The sequence below is a fragment of the Rhizobium sp. PP-CC-3G-465 genome (assembly GCF_004343445.1).
GTDB classification, from domain to species: domain Bacteria; phylum Pseudomonadota; class Alphaproteobacteria; order Rhizobiales; family Rhizobiaceae; genus Ferranicluibacter; species Ferranicluibacter rubi.
The window spans coordinates 1-21243 of sequence record NZ_SLYH01000015.1 but is presented as its reverse complement, the minus strand read 5'-3'; the positions used below and the strand labels follow the sequence as shown (position 1 = coordinate 21243).

Below are 21243 nucleotides of genomic sequence, written 5' to 3'. Positions count from 1 at the left end.
TCACTGCGCCTGGCCGTCCTGCGGTCGCCATCCCATGGCTTCCGCCTTGGCGAAAGCCTGCATATTCTGCCCATACCACTGATCGGCTTTCACCTTCAGATCGGCAGGAATGTCTTTCATCCGCGTAGATTTCCCTGCCACTTCTCGCCGCAGCAGGCCGCTGTAGGCGCTGCCCTTCTTCACCAGTCCATAGGCGAAGTTGGGATAGTGCCGCAGCAGCACGTCGGAGACGGCGATCGCATTTTCGAACGCGCCGGCTTCAATCTGATGTTCCACCAAGAACGAAGCGATCAGCGCCGTTGCTTCCTCATGCGATAGCGGCCGGAGATAGACGCCGTTCGCCACCGCCTCGTCCGACATCGGCAATTTTTGCCTGTACCAGGCATCGCGGGTAAAGCCGCCGCCGCTGGTCGCCTCCAGATTCCAGATGGCACCATCACCGTCCGTATATTTTACGAAGACGTGCAACGGCGCTTCGGCGAGCGTCATGTTCAGACCGAGGCGCTGGCCGACGAACATCATCAGCATCGGCATGGTGATGCAATTGCCGCGCCGGGTCGTCAGGTAGCGTTGCAGCAGACGGTTCGCAGGTTTCTCACCGAGCGGATCATCGAGATCGTACTGGAAGGGTCTGTTTTCATTCCAGGCGCCGCTCTCGTAGAGATACCGCTTCAGGGCCGTCAGCTTTTCCGCGCTCTTTGCATTCTCCCCCGCCATGGCCTTCACATCGGCGGCCATGCCGTCGATCATGATTTTCGCGGCCTGAACGTTTGTCGATGGAGCGACCATGTGGTCGACAGACAACTTGACGTCAGCAAGATCACGGCCGGAAGCAAACAGGGTTTCGGTATCCGCCTGCAATTGCACCACTGGCGTTTCGGCCAAGGCCGCTATCGAGGTCGAGACCAGAAGAACAATTGCAGAGATCAGGTTGGCGAAGGGCTTCATAAAGAATCCTGAGAATATGCAACCATCGGTAAAGATCACAGAGGGTTGCTGTCAATGCTGCCTGACCTTCATCCTTATGTTTTTATGATGACATGAAGTGCGGTCGGAAACTCAATGGTCCCGCTAAAGTTCTGTCCAACAAACCCCGGTTTATTGGGTTCTTGTAAAGTCGGTTCCAACAAGCTTTGAATTGCCACTATTTTTCACAACAACGCTTCCAGAAACCTATGGCCAGTAAACCCAGATGCCTCTAAGTTATTGCCAAAAGAGGGATCGCCGGTGCTGATTGGTTATATGCGGGTTCCAACCAGCGATCAGAATCTCGATCTCCAACGCGACGGCCTTGGGCGCGCCGGGTGTGAGAAGATTTTCGAGGACGTGTGCTCGGGCCGTGCAACTGAACGTCCGGGCTTAGCAAAAGCGCTTGAGATCGCACAGGCTGGGGACGCTCTTGTCGTGTGGAAGCTCGATCGCATCGGCCGCTCGCTTGCCACGTCGTCGGGCTAGTCAGCGACCTTCAGAAGAAAGGGATTGGCTTGAAGGTGATGACCGGCGACGTCGACACCACGACAACAACCGGCCGCCTCGTTTTCGGCATCTTTGCTACCCTGGCAGAGTTCGAGCGCGATCTTATCCACGAAAGCACTGTGGCAGGACTGGCAGCCGCGCGTGCTCGGGGCCGGGCTGGTGGTCGACCTCGCATCGTGACAATGAAGAAGCTGAAGGCGGCCATGGCTATGATGGCAGATCGTGATAATGTAGCACGTGATGTCGCGGCTGAACTCGGCGTTTCGTTGTCGACGCTCTACGCCTATGTCGATGCTGCGGGGGGGGGCCGCGAGAGGCGCAAATGATCTGCTAGCAAGCAAACGTCAAGCGAAACGCAACGATAGCAGATAAGCATAAGCACCCGTGCCGCTATAGGGCATCTGAGCGAGAGCCAGGTACAACGGTATCACCATGTCTCTGATGAGCTTTTCCTAGCCAGTTGGCTTGATATTTGCTCAGTCGCTTAAAGCCTCGGCAGAGGATGATTATATCGAGATGTCCGCCACGACATCGAGAATGTCAAGGCGTCATTCGCCGATCAGCTGGCAAGATCGTTATACTCCACCCCGAAACAGCCCACGACTTTATCAGCGCTTTGCTACTGGCTGCATCTGAAAGCAGATGCTCCTCCCACTCCACGCCAAAGTGAGATTCTTGGGGGTAATTACACCAACTTGATCTTCTGCCGTTCCGCTGAGCCGCGTTACCTGTAGAGTAGTTCTAGCTCAAGTTGAGGGGCGAGGGTGCTTAAAAATTCGGCTATTTTCGGTCTCGCGTTTGGCTTGCTTTCAGGGTGCGCCTCGACGTCTGGCGACGAACAATGGGCATCATTGCTGGACGGCGTTGGAAAGCCAAAGGCTCACAGCCTCCGCGGTTATCCGACGACCACAACCATTGCTGGGCAAGGATCCGCGACGGCAGCGCCTGCGCCAACAGGTTTCGCCCAAACCGGCTCTGGCGATTTCGTTGGACAGTCAAAGTCATCCGTAACGAGCGGTGCAACGTCAGACGGCTCAGAGGGGTTCACGATTAATCTCGTTGACGCGCCGATCTCATTAGCCGCTAAGAAAATTCTCGGTGACATCATGGGGTACAACTACACCGTTAACGCTGCAGTGACAGGAAACATCACCCTACAGACTAATACAGCTATGTCGAAAGCGAGCCTGCTTGACATCCTTGAGTCATCCCTTGCAGCCAACGATGCAGCTCTCGTCAAAAAAGGCGACCGGTATGAAATCGTGCCTCTCGCCCAAGCCGCTGGATCCAATGCAGTCGTTAGCAGCAGCCGATTTTCCGGACGTGAGCCGGGCATGAAGGTTCAAGTCATGCAATTGAAATACATCGACGCAAACGAAATGCGAGATATCTTGGATCAGGTCGGCAAGAAAGGTTCTGTGCTTCGAGCAGATCCTGCGCGCAGCTACATTGTCGTGGCGGGAAACAACGGCGACCTTGCCGCAATCCGTGACTCGATATCGGTATTCGATGTGGACTGGATGAAGGGCATGTCGACCGCACTTTACCCCTTAAAAACTTCACAGCCCCAAGCCGTTGTTAAAGAGCTCAACACAGTCTTCGGTGTTGACGGCGGGCCGAACGCAAAGACAGTCAGGTTCATACCAAACGCGCGCCTTAACGCTGTTCTTGCCATAACGTCTCGGCCCGCCTACCTGCCGAAGGTGTCCGCGTGGATTGCGAAGCTTGATCGTATCGCCCAGACGAACGAGGAGCGGTTATTCGTTTACGAAATCCAGAATAGACCTGCTGGCGAACTAGCCAAAATCCTTCAGAATGTTCTTGCATCAGGTCAGGCACCAGAACGCTCCGTTCAACCATCGCCCGTGGCGCCAGATCTCGTTGCTGAGACTTTAGCATCGCAGGGCATGGATGCGTCGGCAGCGGTAGAGCCTCAACAGACCGAGCCCGAATCTAGTAGGCGAGGCACACCTTCTGTCGTTGCCGACGTCGAAAACAATGCCTTACTGATTTCCACGACGGCTCGGGAGTATGAGAGGATTGAACGAATTCTCCACCAGCTTGACGTTCTTCCGACGCAGGTCTTCCTCGAAGCCGTGATCGCAGAAGTCACATTGAACGACGAGCTCAAGTTTGGGCTTCGTTGGTACCTGGAGAACGGCAATAACTCGCTAGGCCTGTCTGATTTGGCATCGGGTGCTGTGACAGCAACGTTTCCGGGATTCAATTGGACGCATGTGGCGACTGATGCAAAAACCGCTCTGTCGATGTTGTCGAGTGTGACCAAAGTGAAAGTTATCTCCTCACCAAATTTGATGGTGATCAATAATCAGCAGGCGCGGCTTCAGGTCGGTGATCAGGTTCCAATCGTCTCCCAAACGAGCAGCAATACGGCGTCTTCCGATTCGGTAGTCATCAACACTGTCGAAATGAAAGATACGGGGATCATCTTGAATGTGACCCCTCGCATCAACAGTTCCGGGCGTGTCATGCTCAACATCCAGCAGGAAGTTAGCAACGTCGTCGCCACGACCAGCTCCGGCATTGACTCTCCCACAATTCAGCAACGGAAAATCTCAACACAAGTTGTGGTTCACGATGGGGAGAGCCTGGCGCTAGGCGGATTGATCCAAGAAAAGCAGACAGTGAATCAGAGAAAGGTCCCTGTTCTAGGAGATATTCCTCTACTGGGAAATGCTTTCAAATCGAAGACCGATGGGATCAACAGGACGGAGCTGATCATCTTCATCCGCCCTCGGATCGTTCGGGACCCGGAGGAAGCTCGTCAGGTCACAGACGAATTTCGCCAGCAGTTTGATTTTGGTCGAAGTGATACCGCTGGCAATCGGATCCGGCGTGATCTCGTACGTTTGGCAAACTGAGACGTGACCTTGAATGTCGAATACGCGGCAACCGGAGTTTTGGCGCTTCAGCTAATTCTGATCGCAGGTATCGATCTCCGCAAATTCATCATACCGGATATCTGCAACTGGTCGTTGGCCATATCAGGAGTTTTCTTCCAAGCACTTCAAGGCCAGCTAGTCCCGATAGAAACGGTGGTCGGTGTGATACTTTTTTCTGGATGTTTCTATGGTGTGCGAACCCTGCATTCAGCAGTCAGGGGGCAGATCGGACTTGGATTAGGAGACGTTAAGTTCGCAGCTGCGGCTGCCTGTTGGATCGATTTGGAAAATTATCCTCTTTTCCTGGCCACATCCAGTCTGACTGCTTTAGGCTACGTCGCCCTTACGTACAGATCTGCTTGCGAGACCGGCATACGAGACACCAGGATACCTTTTGGACCATTCCTTGCCCTCGGCCTGTTCATTACCGTGCTTTCCAACCAAAACACGATATCCCTGGGATTTTGAGATGACGGTCTACAAAAGATTTCAAGCATACATCGCTAAACGGAACGTCACGCAGGACAATGCTGGTTTTTCTCTGGTTGAGCTCCTTGTCGTGCTTGCGATCATAGCCCTGGTAACCTCGCTTGTTGGGCCTCGTGTTCTAGGTTACTTAGGCAGTGCTCGCCAGGACACGGCGCGAACACAAATCAAGAACGTTGAAACAGCACTTGAGTTGTATTACTTGGATATCGGACAATATCCTAGTCAAGAAGACGGATTAGCCGCGCTTGTCGTAAAGCCGAACGATCAAAATGTTTGGAATGGCCCCTACCTCAAAGGGGAGGGCAGTCTTGAGGATCCATGGGGCCGTGCGTATGGATACCAAGCTCCAACTGCGCAGGCGAGCTTCAGGATAACTTCACTTGGTCGAGATGGTGCGCAAGGCGGAGATGGTGAAGATCGTGATATCCCGTAGCTCGCGCATACCTTTCCATGACCTCTACTTAGCCAGCCGAGATTTTGCATTTTGGTGGATAGACCATGTTCGAACTTTGTGGCCTGTGAACAGTACAAAAAGCCCTGAAATCAGCATTGCGATTTCAAAAAGAGGATTTTCAACGGACGGTTTTAATTTTTCCGCCTTGTCGGAACTCAATACGGTCCTCAGCTTTCTAGGTAACAGCGGCAATCAGCAGAACCTTCAAATACTTGTTTATCTAGCGGATGACTTGTTCCTGATTAGAAAAATTTCAGATCGACCTCTTCCACACTCTCATATTTGTCGGAAGGCGGAGCTAGACCTCATCAGCCAAACGCCGTTCACTATGAATAGCGTTATCCTTGTGGTTCCCCGACTACAAGTGGATTCAAGTAGCTATATTATAGTCAAAAGATCAGTGGCAGACGACATCGCGCATAGTTTTCGCACCGCCTCCATCTCAATTGATCAAGTGTTGCTAAACGCGGAGCGGTTCAAATTCACGGTTTCGCCCAAAGCTTTGGAGTTCCCCACGAAAAAGCGCAAGCCGGCGCTAGTGCCAGCGTTCATGTCCCTGTTGGCTCTCGCTTTGTGTATCAGCTATGTCATAGCGGATGCCAAGTTATCCAAAGCGACGGCATATTTGGACCTGGAGCTTGAGCGGGTGACACCTGCTGCTAAATCCGCGCGCTTGGAATACGATCTTCAGAAGTCGAAGCTATCGAAGCTCAAGGCCTTGCAGGCTTGGCAAAACGGGTCGAGCAGCGTTACGTCCGTTTGGGCAGAGCTGACGCGTACTTTACCCGACACGGCTTTCTTAACAGAGCTTACTTTTCGAGGTGACGAGATCTCTGTCACTGGTTTTGCAAAAAACCCCGCTGAGCTGATTGGCCTGGTGGAGAGCAGTCAAATTATAAAGAATGTGCGCTTCACGGCTCCAGTTGTTAAAATTCCGGGATTTGACTCCGATCGCTTTGTCCTGTCCTGCGAGTTGCAACGGTCATGATCACGAGCATGCTAATGGGTCTCTCATCCCGTCAACAGCGGATTACTGCAATCCTGTTTCCCTGCGTGTTAGCAATCATCGCAGCATGCATGATCATAACCCAGGCTTACAGCTTCTTATTCAAGCTCGAAAACCTTTCTGATAAGCGCGAAGCTCTGGGGCGACTACAGGCTATAGCTTCAGCAGGCACCCGATTTCAAAAACAACTTCTTCCGCCCAACGAAATAAATCCGGCTTATATTCAAGGTGATAATGAAGCAGTTGCCATGGCGGGTTTACAGTCATGGATCCAAGACGTCGTTGTGACGAACGGAGGGCAGGTAAATTCAACGAGTAATTTAGTTGAAACTCCGGAGGAGGGGGTAAGCGTAGTAGGTCTGACTTTGAATTTTACAGGTAACGTTGACGCTATCTACGCGACAGTCGCCGCAATCGAAGGCAATCGTCCTCGGCTGGTTGTGAAGGAGTTATCCGTTCACTCAAATCAGCAACAGTTGCTAGACGGTTCCGACGCCGCCATCGAACTCACTGCAACCGTTAGCTTCGTTGGCGCCTATAGCCCTCCGAACGATGGTAAAGTTTCTCAATGAAAGCGACGCTGATTCTACCAGTGGTTTTTATCGCCTCCAGTGCTCTTGCGCTCGTGGCCGTAGTTTACTGGGAAGCGCCTACAGCTGCTATAGCTTCAAATTTCATGTTCCCCCCGATTGGTGATTCAATCATACCTGTCAGTAAGTTGGATCCCCAAGCTGCTAATGAACAAATCATGGCTCGCCCCCTTTTCAGCTCTACTCGCAGACCCGCTCCCCCAGTAGCTCCGCCAGCGCAGATGGAACCGCCTACTTCCGCACCGGCGATCCCTTCATTTGAGGATGTGCCCGATGCAAAAGTTGCAGTTTCGCCCCGACTGAAGCTGCTCGGCACAGAGCATGGGGCGCACACATTGGCTGCGTTGATATCTTCTGAAGATGGTACGGTGAGAGAGTGGGTGAACGAGGGTGACGTCTTTTCTGGATGGCGCGTGACTGAAATTCGACGTGAGACGGTTCGACTGGCGAAGGACACGAATGATGGGGAGAATTTCGTTCTATCGCTCTACCCCGAGCCTAAATGAGCAGCTCGTGGTAGACCAAGGTGATCAGAAGAATGCTGGCTTTGGGCTTGTAGCCGTACTCGTTTTTATCCTGCTCCTCGCTGCGGTGATAACGCCTCTTGCTATCGTAAGCCGGGCCAACGTTCTTTCAACCAGCTACATTGTAAGGCGCACGGCTTTTGAGCTATTGGCTCCGAGCGTTTCGAGCCTCATTGGATTTTCGTTTCAAGCCGGAGATATTACGTCAACCGTACAAAAATGCGAGCGAGATGGATCAACCTATTTTGTTGTGCTTCAGGACCAAAATGGCCTCATTGGACTGAATAGTGCTGGCGAAGATCTTTTAGCGGTTGGTTTTCAGGCACTTGGCATCTCTCAGCCGGAGGCAGCTCAGCTATCGCAGCGTATTGCGATTTCCAGACAGCGAGGTTCTGGGCAGAACCAGAGCATGGATTTTCATCCGAAGCATGCAGCTTTTGAACACTTATCCGAAATAGAAGATATTATTTCGGACTCACTGTACAACTCGCTCGATTTAGGTCGAGTTTTTACGGTTTATAATCGAACCGATGGCGTCGATCCCGACAAAGCTTCTTTTTTACTCAAGAGAAAATTAGTGTCGGCATTAAACTCAGGGGATACATATCGCAGGGGAGGCGTATCAAGTTATGTCGAGATTGAATTGGTAGAACTCGAAAAAAACCGAGAGCAGGGCTTTTTATTTCGTGCCATGCTCGAACGTCCAGAAGGTGTAAGTAGGCCTTCGAGGATTGTGGAGCAAGAATTCTCTACGGCTACTCGATTAGGATTGCAGGCCCAGCCTTTCGACAGCGCACCATGTGAGGTTCCGGTTCAGCAGTTAATAGGAATTCTCTGATGGACCTTGATGGAGATGAAAAGATCCGCGACGGCTTCATAACCTACCTCGAGATGAACTCGTACCTCTCGTCGGAGTCATCACAGCGGCTTCGTACAGCCGCAAGGACAAGCTCTCTTCCTCTTGACGTAATTGTAACCGAACTCGGCTTATTGACAGAAGACATCTTAGTAGAACACCTCTGCAAGTTCTACGCCCTGAAGAGGGCAGTCCTCCCTAGAGAAATAGAAATTGATGATGCATCCATATTTGATATGGAATTTGCCATAACCAGCGGCGTCTACCCTGTTCATATAGATGATGAGAAGGTGAAGGTCGCGGTTTCTGACCCGACGCGACAATCATTAATGAGTTTGCTACGCTATTATTTCGATGCGGAGGTTGAGTTTCAGATTACCACACGTCGAGCTCTTGTTTCACTGCTAGAACGCGCAGCTGGGCAATCAGCAAATGTGGTAGATGAACCAACCGAAGACGCGTTGTTTCTCGAGCAGGATGTATCCCGACTAAAAGACATAGCGCTAGAAGCGCCTATCATCAATTTCGTGTCGAGGATGGCGCAAAACGCCTTCGACGTAGGCGCTACAGACGTCCACATAGAGCCGTTCGCAGACCGCATCCAAATCCGCTACCGTCGCGACGGCGTCCTCTCGCGCAGTGATACTGTCCCAAAGGCTATGCTCGCGGGGATCGTGACGCGGATTAAGATTCTTTCGTCCTTGAATATTGTGGAGCGTAGAATGCCCCAGGACGGAAGGATGCGGTTATCAATGCGGGGCGCGGAGATCGACTTTCGCGTGTCGATCGTGCCGAGTATGCACGGAGAAACGATCGTCCTTCGCCTTCTCCGGAACTTAAGTGTATCGGCGGATCTCCAGGCGTTAGGGTTTGACCCGGACGCCTGTCGCCTCATCGTAAGGTTGGCTTCTGCGTCACATGGAATTTTTGTCGTTACGGGGCCGACAGGTAGCGGCAAGACAACAACGCTCTATTCGCTGGTCAGCATGCTCAATCGTGAGCAAGTCAAAATATTCACAATTGAGGATCCCGTTGAATACCAGATCGAGGGTGTAACCCAACTACAGGTCAACCCCGGCATTGCGCTCGATTTTCCCAAGGCACTACGATCTGTCCTCCGTCAGGATCCTGATATAATCCTTGTTGGCGAAATTCGCGATAGAGAAACAGCCCAGATTGCTATCCAGGCCGCGTTGACAGGTCATCTTGTCTTGACAACCCTTCACACAAATTCCGCCGTTGGAGCGATAACGCGTTTGAAAGACATGGGGATCGAGGAATACCTCATCGCCTCAACACTTCGCGGCGCGATAGCACAACGCTTGGTCCGCTTGGTGTGTCCGTGTTGCGATGGTCAGGATGCTTACGCTTGTCTAGACTGCAAAGGAACAGGCTATGCGGGACGCACGGTGATTTACGAAGTCCTTGAAAGTGGTCCCGGGCTTGCTGCTCTTTTGGAAAATCGTGCTTCGGAACATGAACTTCATGAATACGCTGCTAGTCTAGGAATGCAGGATCTCGCTGAGTGCGCGGAGAGACTTGTCAAGACCAAGGTGACGACACGCAGTGAAGTCTCCCGTGTACTTGGTGCAGGCGTTGAAACATGACGGTCTATCGCTACGTCGCGCAAACAGCAGAGGGCCGCAAAATTAAAGGGGAAGTTCAGGCGCTAAGTCGTGAGTCCGCAGCTCGACTGGTCGTTAAAAGCGGATGCCATCTTTTAGAAATCAGTGAAATCACAGAGCAACGTACTAAGTTCTTCAAACAATTTAGAGGAACGAAAAAAAGGAAAGCAAACTTTCGCACGCTGCTTTCTGAGCTATCACTTCTCTTAGAAGCCGGATTTACAATTGATGCGGCTTTGAAGGCATTAAATGCGACCAACAAGGGCCTCGAAGTTAGAGCCGTGTCTGATGCCATAGCGAGCGGAAAATCCTTTTCAGAAGCTGTGAGACCGCTTTCAGGTGGGGACGAGACATCGATCGCTTTGATCGTCAGCGGTGAGCACAGCGGTCAGTTGGGTGATGTCGTTTCGTTGCTCTCGAAAATGTATGAGGATGAAAAAAAGCGATCATCAGAAGCGCTTGAAGCTCTCGTTTATCCTGCATTCTTAGCTGTCATGATTACCGCGGCAATAGGAATTGTGACGTTTGCACTTGTACCAGCGATTGATCCTATTTTCGAAGGAATGGAGAACAAACGCCCTCTATCAATCGCGGTTCTCGCGTCACTGCGGGTATTTCTGATAACTCACGGATGGCTATTGTTTGGGATAGTAGCCATGTTTATTTCCTTGCTTGCGTGGCTGGGGACAACAGCCGCTTTTCGGATAAAGCTATCGGCGATTCTACTGCAGACACCGGTTGTCGGACTTGTGGTTAGAAAGCGCGGATGTGCTCGCTACCTTCACGTTCTCGGGATGCTGCTGCAAAATGGCGTTGGAATGAAGCGCTCTCTCGGACTCGCTGCGAAGGCCTGCCCAATTTCGGCATACCACAGCCGTTTGTTCACGATCCAAGAAGCTGTTGGGGCCGGAGAACCCTTCCGAAATGCAGCGCGAAAGGCGGACCTGTTTGATGCAACAACCATGTCTCTTGTCGTGGTGGGTGACGAGGCGAACCGCCTTCCTGAGGCTCTAAAGCGTGCAGCGTTTTTGCTTGATGCTGATAGCAGCAAGAAAATTCAACGGATTCTGTTGCTCCTAACCCCTGCAGTTACCGTGGTAATGGGGGTAGCAATCGGTGGGCTGGTGCTTTCGCTGATGGACGCTCTATTGAGTATCAACGACTTGGCAATGCAATGACGGAAGATACGCCCCGACGGACTGGCATTGGTGGTTTCTCCTTGATTGAGGTGCTTGTCGTTCTAACGATCATCAGCCTGATCGTCGGAACGTCCACATTAGCATTAAAAAGCGGCAGGGATCGTCGACAACCTGTCGACGTTGCAAAGGAAATATATGGGCTGACGACGAGCGCCCGCTATCGCGCGATGAACACGGCACAAAATCAGACGGTCGAAATTGATATACCTAATCGGAAGCTGTTCAGCCTTTCGGACAATGATGCTGTTCAAATTCCGACCGAGTGGGAGCTGTCGGTGACTATCGGGCGTATCCCGTCTAAGCCGGATGGCATGAGGAAGATTGAATTCCTTCCGGACGGGACTTCTTCAGGTGCAGAGATTGTACTAGGCGCCACAGACAGATCAGATAAAACAGTGGTTCGGGTGAACTGGTTGACTGGGATCACAGAAATCTATGAAAGCGAGACCAAGCGAACTAGGTGAGCAGGGCTTCACACTTCTAGAGGTTCTCGTCGCATTTATAATCTTATCGGGAGCACTTATCGCCGCAAACCAGTCCATATCATATTCAGCTCGCGCCTTTTCGGCGGCAACCGATGCCAGAAAAGCGGCTGTGCTGGCGGAAGCGATTTTTGCCACTGTCGACGTTCACAGTATGAAAAGAGGCAAGTCTGAGGGGGTTGAAAATGACTATCATTGGACGCTGGTCGTAGATGGTGTGAATGCAGGCACATCCCGTCGCAGCCTTGACGTCGTAAGACTGCGTTTAGAGGTCAATGCTCGATCAGGTCGACGGGTCGGCGTCTACGAGACACTTAGAGTGAACCCAGGAGCTCCGGTTGCTCGCTAATCGAAACGGTATTGCTTCCGATGAAGCACATGGCCAAGGCATAAAAGCTGTCTCGGTGTCCGGGTTCTCTCTTGTGGAGGTTCTGATAGCGCTGGTCGTAGTCTCGCTTATGTCCACAATGATGGTTGCGAGCATACGTCAATTCAGGTTCTTGAAAATGCTGGAGACGCAAATTGACGAACAAGCCGAACTAGATGCAATCACGGATTTCGTAGCCTCAGAGATTCAAAAAGCCCTGAAACTTCCATTGCTGCATCTCGGTGGAGAAAGCTCAAGGCCACTTATTGGATCTCAGCAGAAAATTCAATTCATAGCAGTATTGAAGACGGGCTTCACGACAAAAAAACTCGTTGAGGCTGAGTATTCTATCGAAACAACATCTATCCAATCTTCTCTCGTGCGGAAAATATGGAATCACCGCGCGCCTAGTGATGCACCGATTCCTCCTGTCTCGGAGAACCTAAAAGATAACATAAAGAAAATTTCTTTTAGATACCTGCTGCAAGCAACTGGCAAAGATCCCGTATGGACGGATCAATGGCTTTCAGTAAATAAACTTCCCATCGCTATAAATATTTCTATCGAGAGCAATCAAAACAAACGCGCCACTTTTTCCGAGCGTACAATTGTGCTGAGTGAGGGGGCCGAATTATAAAGAGCTTTCCTTGTGCACAGATTGAGGCAATCAAAATCATAGGCTTTACTAGATGTGTTCGTCATGACGCTTAGGGCCTAGAAGTCTGACCATCTGCAAAACCACGCTAGACCCCGTCGAAGAAGCGTCATCCGGAAAATTTATGTTCCTATTTCCATTTCACGATTGTGTGTTCAAAGAATCTCAAATATTCCTTACACAACTTCGAGTGGAGGTGATTCATGAAGTTCACAAGTGTCATGGTCTGCAGTTTGGCAGGACTTCTGGCGGCATCGAGCACGGCTGCAGCTGAAGATGTTCAAGTCGGAGACAACGGGCCTATTGTTGCCACGCAGCCTAGCAGCAAGCCAGAGAATGCAGCACCTTCCTCTTCTGAAGCTTCCCCTGACGCAAGCGTTCAGCAGCCGGCCGAAGACAGTGTTCAACCATCAGCTTCCGCTGCAGCCAGCGATGTCGTTGTGGATAACAACACAGCGCAGGAACAGCAGACTATGGCTTGGGGCGCTCAGCCGACACTTGGAGACGTCACAAACAACGGATCTTTCTCCTACACCTACCCTATCGACGTCCCCGCATTCCGCGGGCTTCAGCCGAAGCTCGAGCTTAATTACAATTCTAGCCGTAAGACAAAAACAGGCGGCAACTATCAAGGCTGGCTCGGTTTTGGTTGGGGTCTTTCCGGGGTTCCGGTGATTGAGCGTGCCGGCGCGATGCTCGGTATTCCTCAGTACATCCCTTCGGACGTGTTTCTTCTCAATGGAGATCCACTGGCAAGATGCGCTGGCTCCGGGGCGTCCTGCATCGCGCAAGACACCGGCAACGGCCAGAACAATGCGCCAGACAGCTGGGTCTCAGAAGTTGAAAACTATCTCAAAATCCGGTTCGTTAGCGCGAGCAACACCTGGGAGGTGACGGCGCGCGACGGTACGAAGACGACGTTCCGTTCTGCCGGAGCCATCGCCGGACTGGCTGCGACGAACGACACACGCAAAGATGATGTCAGCCTTCGCTATAGGTGGCTGGCAACAGAGATGGCAGATACCAACGGTAACAAGGTCAAATTCAACTACACCTGCCCGGACATGCCTGTTTGCTATCCGTCTTCCGTCACCTACCATAACCAGGGAGATGGAACGGCAAGGCGCACGATCGTGTTTCAATGGGAAGACCGGCCGGATTTCATTATTGCTGCCAACGGTCATTCCCTGACCTACACCAAAAAGCGGTTAAAGACCGTTCTCATTCAGACGGATGGCGTCACTACAAGCGGATACAAGCTTGCTTACAACCAAGCGCCCTTCAACAACGCTTCACGCTTGGTCTCCGTTCAAGAGTACGGGCGCGACCTAGCGCTGGACGCGACCAACACCATCACGTCGGGAAGCGCGCTTCCGGTGACTTCCTTTGCCTATAATAACTCGACGGGCCTCGCCGGAAGCCAGATCATTGACGCACTGAACGGCATACCAATTCAGAAGGTTTCCAAGTCCTTCGACTACAGCAGTGTCGGCGGCTATCGAGTAAAAAAGAACTTTTTGCGCACATCATACGCTGCAGTTGATGTCGATTCCGACGGGACTACGGATATTCTAAAGGCAAAATGGGCGGGATATGGGGCTATATCTTGTGATTATTTTCTCTACTACGCACCGCAGCGCACAAAAGACTTTCAGTCTTTAGATATTGCATTTCCATGCCCTCGATTTTTGTACGAGGGCGCGAGCGCCGATTACTCGAGGGTTATCTCAGGCTTGGCAGTCGGCAAGTTCGCGACAGACAGGACAAAGACACAACTCATTTCATTGGTTCAGGATGGTGAAGCGGAGAAGGTTCGCTGGCAAGCTACGTTCTCGCGAAGTGGCGACACGATAGTCGAATCATTGAAAGATTGTTTGTCTGCAACCTCGGATACTCGTTACGTCGCCGATGCATTTGCGCGGGCACTCTGCAACAAAGAGCACCCTGATGTTTACGCCATTGACTGGGAGGGTGACGGTCGCGATACGCTCGCAAGCGGTGGAAACCAGACTGCGCACTTCTTTGGAGATAGTCGTCAACAGCGTGTGATTGAGCCTCCGGTAAGCAAAGCGGGGGAACCCGCCTATGGGCCGGCCAATTATCGCTACTACGTGAATGGCAGCAGCCGCACAGACAAGCTCGGGGATTTCGCATGCGCGGATAATTGTTCAATAGCGGATATGAATGGCGATGGGGTAGATGACCTTGTGTTATCGAGTAGCAACTCGACAGGCCTCGGTGAGTTTGGGACAACCCTGCACGTTTATTTGTTTACCGGCGACCGTCTTGAAGATTGGACCTCGCAAGCAAATAGCGGCCGAGCGGGAAGTTCTGCTGTCGTCACAGATACCGACGGTGACGGAAAATCCGAAGTTACTTTTGCAACACCAGGAAGAAGCCCGTTCAGCAATCGCGCTTGGACAATGTATACGATCGCATCTGGTCCTTCAGATGCCCAGGATCTCCGTTCTGAAAATTTGGCCATCTCGAGTAGCTTTGTTACAGCAGGGGATTTCAACGGTGACGGACAGTCTGATCTCCTTATTGCGCCGCCTCTACCAGCGGGCACCGATTATGATCCGAAGGACGAAACCTCCGAGAACAGTGCATTTAAGACCGCCTACATCGACGCCTATGAAACGGGCCGCTATCGTATCCGGTATGGTTCAGCAACGGGTGGCATTTCCAACCTCTTGAACACGGTAACAACACCACTGGGCGGTCAGGTGACGGCGAGCTACACGCCATCGACCGCTTACAAAAACACATATCTTCCTTACAGCATTCCGACCGTGAACGCCCTGTCAATGATTGATGGGCGGGGCCAGACGGCTACGACGAACTATACCTATGCAGACGGCCTGTACGATATAGACAAGAGGCGGTTTTTAGGTTTTGGCAAGATGGAGAAGAAGCTTCCGAAGTTGGCCAATGAGGCAAACGCGCCTGTGGTCAAAACGACGTATGTTCAAACGGTGGCATCTGTTGGACTTCCATCGAGAACTGAATATCTGGATTCCGACGGTGGTATAGGACGCGTCGTGTCCGATACCTATGCGCTTAATGCATCCAGCGTTCCCTACACGGCGTTGAATACGGGGACTGAGACGGAATTCAGGGCTCTGGGTGTTGCAAAGGCCGTCCGGACCACTCGCAGCTTCGATAGCTACGGGAACAAGATCGAGGAGCGCGAAGAGGGTCGGATCGACGTGCCGGGTGACGAAAAGGTTTCGAACTGGAATTACGTCTACAACAAGGGCGCCTACATCGTCTCCCGGCCCTGGTGGCTTCGTGTCTCACAAGTCAACGCGCCGACGGGTGAACATCTGAAGGCCGTGAACTACATCTACGACAATCAGGAGCAGGGAACTGCCCCGACAAAGGGCTTGCTGACCGGGCAGCAGGACTACACAGGGCAAGGGGTCTATCAGCAATCAACGTTTGCCTACGACGCCTATGGTAACCTGACAGTTTCCGCCAACGGCGCTGGTGAAGCGACGTCGTATGCCTATGACGGGACCCAGCGGGTCTATGTGACGCAGACGATACATCCCAATGGTCTTGTTGAAACAAGCGCGCCGAATACAGCCTGTGAGGGACCAGCGACCAAAGTCGATGCGAACGGTGTCGTGACCAATTATGGCTATGACGTATTTTGCCGGCCAATTTCGGTGCAGAACGCAACCACAGGCGCTTATACGAAAACAGTCTATAACGCTTTCGGGAATGCCGGTGCTCAGAATATCTCAACGCTGACCAGCCGACCGAACTCGAGCGTTGATGCGCAACAAGACCAGTATTTTGACGGGCAGGGCCGCGTCTGGCGCGCAACGACAGTCGGTGATTCAACGTCTCCGACGTCAAACATCGATACGAACTATGACGTCAGGGGGAATGCTGTATCGATCAGCCATCCGTACTTCAGCGGTTCATCTGCGATCTACCGGACGCTGACTGCGTATGACTGGGCCAATCGACCGGTTAGTGTCACCAATCCAGACAACACTTCTAAGGCAATTGTCTACGGCTTGCAGGTGGACACGCTCGCTGTTTCGAGCAACCCTCCTCTTTCTTATGTCCTCACGACTGATGAGGAGGGTGGTACCGTTTACGCGTACACGAATGCGGACGGAGACATTATCGGGAAACTGCAAAGAACCAAACCCATCGACGGCCAGTCGACGCAATCCCGCTGGCTGGTGGGTGCTAAATTTGATGGGTCGCATCGTATGGTATTCACTACGGATTCAGGCGGATCGGTCTGGACGTATACATATGACTGGCTTGGCAACCGTCTCACTGCAAATGACCCCGATCTCGGATACTGGCGCTACGGCTATGACAATGCAAACCGGCTCGTTCGTCAAACGGATGCTCGCGGATTTGTTACGACAATGACCTATGACCTGAATGGTCGTCCGCTGCGCACGGTGGCCTATGCATCGGAGGCAGATGCAAACGCGGGCGCCAGTGGAACGCTCATCTCGCAAAATGTCTATGACGAGGTTGTTGCAGGCTTCTTCAACAAGGGGCAATTGACGACGACGTCCAACACGCTTCTCAAGCATGAATTCCGCTACACCGCAGACGGGCTGCAGCAGCTCAAGCAGTCCACGGTGACGGACAGTGCGCTCCCGACGCAGCTCGTTCACACGGAGACGACCGGCTTTGACAAAGGCGGCGTTCCATTGTGGAAGCAGTATGGTCCAAGCGCTTTTGGTTTGAACATTGGCTCGTCTTCCAGCCAGTGGGTCTATAACCGCAAGAACCAGCTGGTCTCTATCCCTGGCTATATCACGTCGACATCCTATGAGGCAGATGGACAGACAGCGTCTATCCTTTACGCCAATGGCGTTCAAACCACGTTCACTTACAGCCCCGAACGCCGCTGGCTGAGAAGTATTCTTACACAAAAGGATTTCGGCAACGGGCAACCGATAGTGACGGTTTTTCAGTCCAACTACACGAACAGCGTTACAGGCCAGATCTTGACGGTCGATGCTAATGGGACCGCCAGCGACTACGTCTACACATACGACGGTTTTGGTCGCCTGAAGACTGCGGTCAACGCTGGCAATCAGGCCAGCGCCTACTCGGAAACGTTCAGCTATACCGACAATGACAACCTTGTGACACGCACGAAGTTACCGGGTCCCTTCGTCTACCCGTCGGCCTACGCGGCGCGCCCGCATGCTCCCATCTCCCTAAACGGGGTCGCTTTGACGTATGATTCCAACGGGAACCTCATCACCGACGGGCAGCGCACCTTCACCTTCGACCGCGCCAATCGTGTTTCGCAAGTAGCAGCAATAGGCCAAAATACCGTCACGATCAGCTACGGACCGGACGGCGCCCGCGCCAAGAAGGTATCTGCCGCCAGCGCCACCTACTACATCGACGCGAATGTTGAATATGACGGGACGCGCTTCACGCGCTATCCGCACATGGATGTGAAGGTCGTTGGCACCTCCAACTTCTTCCTTCACCGCGATCATCTATCTTCGGTGCGCGCTGTCACCAACAGCTCTGGTGCCATCGACGAAAACAATGGGTACGCTGCCTTCGGTGAGCCTTACAACAAGGCAGTCAAGACGCAGAAGGGCTACATCGGCGAGCGCTATGACGCTGAGACAGGCCTTTCTTTCCTGAACGCAAGGTACATGGACCCGAAGTTTGGACGGTTCATCTCACCAGACGATTGGGACCCAACACAAGAAGGCGTCGGTACAAATAGGTATGCTTATGCTGGAAACGACCCGGTCAACCGTAGTGACACGAATGGGCACGTATCAGGTGCAACAGGTCAAGCGGGAGCAATGAGAGCATATGAAGAGCAACAAGCCGCGCGGCAACGCGATCGTGAAGCATCACAACTTGCAATACAAATGCGTGGATCTGGAGAAGGTGCCGAAGGGAACCTTTTTGACGGAGTGTCTCCCGACATCGAACTCCAAGCTCGCGAAAAAAGAAAAATTGCAATCTCAGGGATGGCCGACTCTAATGTCCTCAGTCCGCTGGATTTTCTCTCACCAAGCGGCATTATCAGTGGTGCGAGAAGTGTTCTACTTGGGAAATTAACTGCCGAACAAGGGGTTGTGGTCACCCTTGAGGCAGAGCTGTCGCGCGTGCTAACAGTAGAGCAAGCTGCAGCGAAGCTCGTCAACGAAATTGGGAAAAACCGAGTTTCGGTTGCTACCCCTAGCGGTAGAATGCAAATCGACCTTGCCGGCAAAGCCCATTTCGAAAAATCTATAAAGCAAAGCATTGGAACGCCGCATGTGAAATTCCAGAAAATGAACCAAAACAGAGCAACTGGTCAATCGAGTCTCGGTTCCGGAATTGTAAGGGCTGCAACGATGCAGGACGTCCGGATAGCAAGAGAAATTATAGAGCGGCGAGGTAAATGATGGATAGTATCACACGGCTTTGTGCCTGGTTTCAGCGTCACAGCTTTGGCGACTGGCACGAGGATCATGGAATTATTATTGATACTCTGGACAATCCCGGCTGGTCTTTGAAAATCGACCTAGAAGGCACAGAGCTCTGCGATAGACAGTTTTCAGAAATCGAACTTAACAGGTCCGAACGCGACTGGTTAACAGCGCGTAAATCGGGGAATTGCTTCGAAGCCTTCGGGGGTCCTATGAACTTAGAAGAAATGCTCCGAGCGTTTTTAGCTTGGACCGAGAGCGATGCCGGTGTGGACGAAACAGTCCGTGGAAAATAATTATCATAAGCAGACACAATTAAATCATTGCGGCAATTTCTACGCGAACTCAAATTGAATGCGAGTATAACGCGAGGGAAACTGTTCTTATAGCGTTTCCCCTTCATGCTAAATTGTGTCCGTATGATGTGGTAATCCCCCCGGCAATCGACGGGGTTCAAAAGTAGAATTTTCTCGGGCTTTATAAACGAGGAGATTTTGATGAAGACGAACAGATTTAGCGAACCACAAATCCTTGCCATCCTTCGCCAGGCAGAAGGGGGTGTCCCTGTCCCCGAGCTTTGCCGGGAGCATGGAATGAGCGCGGCGTCCTTTTACAAAAGGCGATCCAAATATGGCCACGCGGCGTGGCGTGCGACGACCGTTCGGTCGCGCGGGGAACGGCGCCGGCGGCTGGCTGATCGCCTCGCAGTCTCGGCAGGTAAATTTTTCCCGTACGGTTTCGATCACAATAAACCGGCGCGGGATCTCCTCCAGCGTTTCGGTCATATCCTCGCCCAGCTTGGAAAGCCGGGATCCGCCACAGCATGCACAGGTGCTGGGAGGATCGATGACCACACGCTTGCGTTCTACATCCTCCGGCCACGGCTTTCGCACCGGCCGCTTGCGTGTGAACGAACGTACGCTCGCGGTCTTGGCGGCAGCAGCCTGCGCTGCAACCTCGTCCTCTGTCGCGGCCATCACCAGCTCCTCGAGCTGCAATTCCATCTGGTCAAGCAATCGCGCGGTGCGCTCGGGACGCTTTCCGCGAAGCTCCCGCCTCAGCTTTTCGATCGTCAGCTCCAGTTTGGCGATCAACGCCTCGCTGTCGGACAGCATCGCCTGGGCATTGGCGGCTTGCGCCACCGCAATGTCCCGCTCGGCGACGACAGTATCGCGCTCGGCAACAACGCCATCATGTTCAGCCTGCAATATTTCACGCTCGGAAAGCAGCGCCAGATAGGCGCTCGCAAGGTCCGCAGGAAGATCCAAAGGCTTCGAAGTCATGAAGCCATTCGATCAGATTAACTCAATATTTTCAATGTAATAATGCTATCCGACCCGTGTCGGTCGCCAGGTTTCCTGCGGATTGCGCCAGTCGATCCCGGACAACAAATAAGATAATTGCGCCGGTGAGATCGCTACCGCCCCGCCCTCCATATTCGGCCAGATAAACCGGCCCTTCTCCAACCGCCGGGTAAAAAGACAGGCACCCAGACCATCATGCCAGATGATCTTCAGAATATCCGATCTGCGCCCCCTGAAGACGAAGAGATGCCCTGACAACGGATCGTGCTTCAGAACCTCCTGAACCCGAAGCGCCAGCGACGGAAAGCCACAGCGCATGTCCGTGAACCCAGTCGAAAGCCAGACCTTGACGCCTGTTCCCACCGGAAAAAGGTTCACCGCAGCGCCTCCAGTCCGCGCAGGATCCGAAGCAGCGCCTCAACGTCGACATCGCGGTCCACGATCACGCGACGACCGTTCGCGCTGACAACATCCGTCCGGCCGACGGTCGGCAATGACCCTGCTGCTGGCTCTACCTCTGGGACAAGCAGCGCGGGGACAAAGCCGCTCACAGGCGACGCAACATCCAGTTGCCACGCTCGTGCGAGCCGGCGCCATTCATATAACTGCGAGCGCGATATGCCATGTCGCCGCGCCGTCGTCGCACACAAGCCAGGTTCCAAATAGCTCTCGGCGACAATCTGCAGCTTCATCTCTTTGCTGAAGCGACGACGTCGCCCGCTATCGACAATCTCAAGTCGTTCCATTCCGCACTGTCCATATTGACGTCAATAAGGACAGTCAGTGCGTGAGCGCGACGAACACGCCACGTTGTGGCAGAGGCCAGTTTGTGTTCCTGACTACTGGCGGACGGCGCGGGTGACAGCATAGAGCTGGGTGACG

At 52.7% G+C, this 21243-nt stretch carries 17 protein-coding genes and 3 pseudogenes; 16 read left to right on the top strand and 4 right to left on the bottom strand.

Annotation, left to right across the window (positions count from 1 at the left end):
* On the bottom strand, positions 1 to 987 hold the full coding sequence (locus C8J33_RS23935) for a transglutaminase-like domain-containing protein (protein WP_245507272.1): 987 nt from the start codon (positions 985 to 987) through the stop codon (positions 1 to 3).
* 240 nt (positions 988 to 1227) lie between these two features.
* On the opposite strand from C8J33_RS23935, the pseudogene C8J33_RS23930 reads away from it, so the two are divergent.
* The 16 genes and pseudogenes from C8J33_RS23930 to C8J33_RS23855 form a co-directional block, all read left to right on the top strand.
* Positions 1228 to 1802 (top strand): annotated as a pseudogene (locus tag C8J33_RS23930) (recombinase family protein).
* Between the two features lie 438 nt (positions 1803 to 2240).
* Entirely contained in the window at positions 2241 to 4358 is a 2118-nt protein-coding gene (gene gspD, locus C8J33_RS23925) for a type II secretion system secretin GspD (RefSeq protein WP_165929877.1), read from the top strand.
* Positions 4359 to 4361: 3 nt separating this feature from the next.
* Positions 4362 to 4847, top strand: a complete 486-nt coding sequence (locus C8J33_RS23920; RefSeq protein WP_132665602.1) for a prepilin peptidase — start codon at positions 4362 to 4364, stop codon at positions 4845 to 4847.
* 1 nt (position 4848) lies between these two features.
* Entirely contained in the window at positions 4849 to 5301 is a 453-nt protein-coding gene (gene gspG, locus C8J33_RS23915) for a type II secretion system major pseudopilin GspG (RefSeq protein WP_132665601.1), read from the top strand.
* Positions 5258 to 6310, top strand: a complete 1053-nt coding sequence (locus C8J33_RS23910; protein WP_422039019.1) for a PilN domain-containing protein — start codon at positions 5258 to 5260, stop codon at positions 6308 to 6310. Before gspG ends, C8J33_RS23910 begins: the two co-directional genes overlap by 44 nt.
* Before the next feature lie 14 nt (positions 6311 to 6324).
* Positions 6325 to 6900 (top strand): type II secretion system protein GspM, encoded by a 576-nt coding sequence (gene gspM / locus C8J33_RS23905; protein ID WP_165929876.1) that lies wholly within the window; start codon positions 6325 to 6327, stop codon positions 6898 to 6900.
* Entirely contained in the window at positions 6897 to 7424 is a 528-nt protein-coding gene (locus C8J33_RS23900) for a hypothetical protein (RefSeq protein ID WP_132665598.1), read from the top strand. Before gspM ends, C8J33_RS23900 begins: the two co-directional genes overlap by 4 nt.
* A complete protein-coding gene (locus C8J33_RS23895) occupies positions 7378 to 8280 on the top strand; it encodes a hypothetical protein (protein ID WP_165929875.1) in 903 nt (300 codons plus the stop codon). Before C8J33_RS23900 ends, C8J33_RS23895 begins: the two co-directional genes overlap by 47 nt.
* Positions 8280 to 9905, top strand: a complete 1626-nt coding sequence (locus C8J33_RS23890; RefSeq protein WP_132665596.1) for a GspE/PulE family protein — start codon at positions 8280 to 8282, stop codon at positions 9903 to 9905. Before C8J33_RS23895 ends, C8J33_RS23890 begins: the two co-directional genes overlap by 1 nt.
* Complete coding sequence (locus C8J33_RS23885; RefSeq protein ID WP_132665595.1) at positions 9902 to 11101, top strand: type II secretion system F family protein; 1200 nt, start codon at positions 9902 to 9904, stop codon at positions 11099 to 11101. Before C8J33_RS23890 ends, C8J33_RS23885 begins: the two co-directional genes overlap by 4 nt.
* On the top strand, positions 11098 to 11586 hold the full coding sequence (locus C8J33_RS23880) for a prepilin-type N-terminal cleavage/methylation domain-containing protein (RefSeq protein WP_132665594.1): 489 nt from the start codon (positions 11098 to 11100) through the stop codon (positions 11584 to 11586). The genes C8J33_RS23885 and C8J33_RS23880 overlap by 4 nt, the downstream gene beginning before the upstream one ends.
* Positions 11558 to 11953 carry a type II secretion system protein gene (locus C8J33_RS27965; RefSeq protein WP_132665593.1) on the top strand — a complete coding sequence of 132 codons (396 nt, stop codon included), beginning with the start codon at positions 11558 to 11560 and terminating at the stop codon, positions 11951 to 11953. The genes C8J33_RS23880 and C8J33_RS27965 overlap by 29 nt, the downstream gene beginning before the upstream one ends.
* Positions 11943 to 12608: a prepilin-type N-terminal cleavage/methylation domain-containing protein gene (locus C8J33_RS23870; RefSeq protein ID WP_132665592.1), complete on the top strand. Its 666-nt coding sequence runs from the start codon at positions 11943 to 11945 to the stop codon at positions 12606 to 12608. Before C8J33_RS27965 ends, C8J33_RS23870 begins: the two co-directional genes overlap by 11 nt.
* 221 nt (positions 12609 to 12829) lie before the next feature.
* On the top strand, positions 12830 to 19033 hold the full coding sequence (locus C8J33_RS23865) for an RHS repeat-associated core domain-containing protein (protein WP_132665591.1): 6204 nt from the start codon (positions 12830 to 12832) through the stop codon (positions 19031 to 19033).
* Positions 19030 to 19353: an immunity 53 family protein gene (locus tag C8J33_RS23860; RefSeq protein WP_132665590.1), complete on the top strand. Its 324-nt coding sequence runs from the start codon at positions 19030 to 19032 to the stop codon at positions 19351 to 19353. Before C8J33_RS23865 ends, C8J33_RS23860 begins: the two co-directional genes overlap by 4 nt.
* Before the next feature lie 201 nt (positions 19354 to 19554).
* Positions 19555 to 19692: pseudogene (locus C8J33_RS23855) on the top strand (transposase); the annotation flags it as partial.
* On the opposite strand, the pseudogene C8J33_RS23850 reads toward C8J33_RS23855, so the two are convergent.
* The 3 genes and pseudogenes from C8J33_RS23850 to tnpA form a co-directional block, all read right to left on the bottom strand.
* Positions 19690 to 20340: pseudogene (locus tag C8J33_RS23850) on the bottom strand (IS66 family transposase zinc-finger binding domain-containing protein); the annotation flags it as partial. The pseudogenes C8J33_RS23855 and C8J33_RS23850 overlap by 3 nt on opposite strands.
* Before the next feature lie 45 nt (positions 20341 to 20385).
* Positions 20386 to 20739 (bottom strand): IS66 family insertion sequence element accessory protein TnpB, encoded by a 354-nt coding sequence (tnpB, locus tag C8J33_RS23845; protein WP_422039006.1) that lies wholly within the window; start codon positions 20737 to 20739, stop codon positions 20386 to 20388.
* Positions 20736 to 21107, bottom strand: coding sequence for an IS66-like element accessory protein TnpA (gene tnpA, locus C8J33_RS23840; protein ID WP_132665589.1), 372 nt, complete (start codon positions 21105 to 21107; stop codon positions 20736 to 20738). Before tnpA ends, tnpB begins: the two co-directional genes overlap by 4 nt.
* Positions 21108 to 21243: the final 136 nt, after the last annotated feature.